Source organism: Rheinheimera muenzenbergensis (assembly GCF_036984005.1).
In the GTDB taxonomy this organism is placed as follows: domain Bacteria; phylum Pseudomonadota; class Gammaproteobacteria; order Enterobacterales; family Alteromonadaceae; genus Alishewanella; species Alishewanella muenzenbergensis.
The window spans coordinates 1-2298 of the sequence record NZ_JALAAR010000041.1; the positions used below are offsets into that span (position 1 = coordinate 1).

Here is a 2298-nt window from a genome sequence, read left to right on the forward strand (position 1 = left end):
GTTGAACTAAGCCGCTGCGCGGAGCTCTCAGCCACTACCTGTTATTGAACCACACTTACTCCGGGAATGTTCCCAACAGAACCGGAGAATCATCATGACCCCGTTACGCCAGGCAATGATCGACGAATGTCGGTTGCGCGGTCTTGCCCAAAGAACCGAAGACACCTATCTGTATGCGGTTGAGCAGTTAAGCCGCCACTATCACCAACGCCCTGACACCATTACTGAAGCGCAACTTGAGCAGTACTTCAGGTATCTGACGCTGGAGAAGCAGCTGGCGCGCAGCACTATCCATATACAACTCAATGGCATTTGTTTCTTCTTTAAAACCGTACTGCACAAAGAAATTACAATCACCAAACCGTTATCGCGTAAGCCGGTTAAGGCGCCGGTGATATTAAAGCCTGCCGAAGTACAGCTTGTTATTTCACTGTGCCCTGACAGAAAACTGCGTTTTATGTTGATGACCTACTATGGCGCAGGCTTGAGGTTGATGGAGCTTATTCACACCAAAGTCGCTGACATTGATGGCCAGAGAAGCACACTAAAAGTGGTGGCAGGTAAAGGCAATAAAGACCGGTACGTTTTGCTGACCCCGGCCGTGCTTAACTTACTTCGTGAATACTGGCAGTTGTACCGCCCCCGGGATTATCTGTTCTACTCGGGTCGGGGCATGGATAAGCCGATGTCCAGCAGTTGTATTACCAAGCCGTTTAAGGATGCAGTTCGTGCAGCAAACGTACTCAGTGGGTGTAGCCTTCACAGTTTACGCCATGCTTACGCCACGCATCAGTTAATGGCGGGAATGCCACTGAATGAGCTGCAAAACCAGCTCGGTCACACGGACATTAGAACGACTCAGCGCTATTTGCACTGGCTACCGGAGATGGGCAGTGGTGCCAGAGATTTACTGTCTGGTTGGACGACACCGTGAGCTTACATCTGAGTGATGTGCTAGCGAAGTTTTTACCGTACTACCAGCAACAGCATGCGATGAACTGGCAGCAACAAGCCGCCTGTAAGCATATCCTGCAATGCCGAACCGCCGCGCTCGGGCAGCAGTTGTGGCAGTGTGATAATTGCCAACAGCAACAGATGGTGTATTGCTCATGCCGTGACAGACACTGCCCACGGTGTCAGGGGCAACGTACCCGTGACTGGATAGCAGCGCAGGTTGCCAATCTGGTACAGGTGAAGTACTTCCACCTGGTGTTTACCTTGCCGCACGAACTGAATGTTATCAGTCAGTATGCACCGGAAAAGCTCTATAAAAGCCTGTTTAATGCGGTGTGGCAAACACTGAGTAAGTTCGCCCGACAGCACCGTAAAACGGCGGGAGAGTTAGGCATGACGGCCGTACTGCATACCTGGGGCCAAACACTGAGCCAGCATATACACCTGCACTGTTTAATCCCCGGCGGAATGTTAAGTACAGCAGAGCGCTGGCAGGTCATTGATAAAGGCTATTTGTTCCCGGTAAAAGCATTGTCCACCGTGTTCCGGGCGAAGATGCTGCAACAGCTGCGGGATGAGCAGCTGAGTATCCCTGACAAAGACGCACTGCTGGCAAAGCCCTGGACAGTATTTAGCAAAGCTTGCCTTTGTAAACCGCAGACAGTACTGCGTTATCTCGGGCGCTATACCCGCAAAGGTGTGTTGCATGAAAGCCGTTTGCAACGCATCAGTGCAGAGGGCGTAAGTTTTAATTACCGAGACTATCAGGACGGTAACAAACGCAAAGTGATGACCTTAAACGGCACCGAGTTTATCCGTCGTTATCTGAGCCATGTGTTACCCAAAGGTTTTATGCGGATCCGGCACTATGGCTTGCTGGCAAATCGCTGTAGAAAGCGAAAGCTGACGATAATCCGGCAGCAGGAGAAACAGCCCAAACCTGAAGCGAAGGTAATAAGCACTGAGCAGCAAACACCGTGCTGGCACTGCCCGCATTGTCAGGTTGGGTTACTGCATCTGGCATCATTGTTAGTTATGCGGCCACAAGGTCATCCTGACGGTTGAGTGGTGCAGTAGTAGAGGGTAAAAGACAGGCTTGGTGGCCTGCGGGAAAGTATTGCCAGTTAGTTGGTAAATCATGAAAATCAATGATGAATAGCATGATGACAGACAACAAAAATGCATCAATACGGATAACCACAGCTATAAAGGCCTGTAAATTAATTGTTCCCTAAAAAAACAAATTCCATTAGCATCAGTCATACCAAAAAATAAGCGAACCGGGCCGTTCAACAGGCGTTTAGCCGTCACTGAACAACGTGCCGGATAAAACGCTAAAGCGTT

At 50.0% G+C, this 2298-nt stretch carries 2 protein-coding genes; both read left to right on the forward strand.

Going from position 1 to position 2298, the window contains the following annotated elements; translation table 11 throughout:
- Positions 1-94: 94 nt before the first annotated feature.
- The gene (locus MN202_RS20420; RefSeq protein WP_335737975.1) at positions 95-934 is read left to right on the forward strand and encodes a tyrosine-type recombinase/integrase; all 840 of its coding nucleotides are present in this window, start codon (positions 95-97) and stop codon (positions 932-934) included.
- On the forward strand, positions 931-2019 hold the full coding sequence (locus tag MN202_RS20425; protein ID WP_335737976.1) for an IS91 family transposase: 1089 nt from the start codon (positions 931-933) through the stop codon (positions 2017-2019). The genes MN202_RS20420 and MN202_RS20425 overlap by 4 nt, the downstream gene beginning before the upstream one ends.
- The last annotated feature ends 279 nt before the right edge of the window (positions 2020-2298 follow it).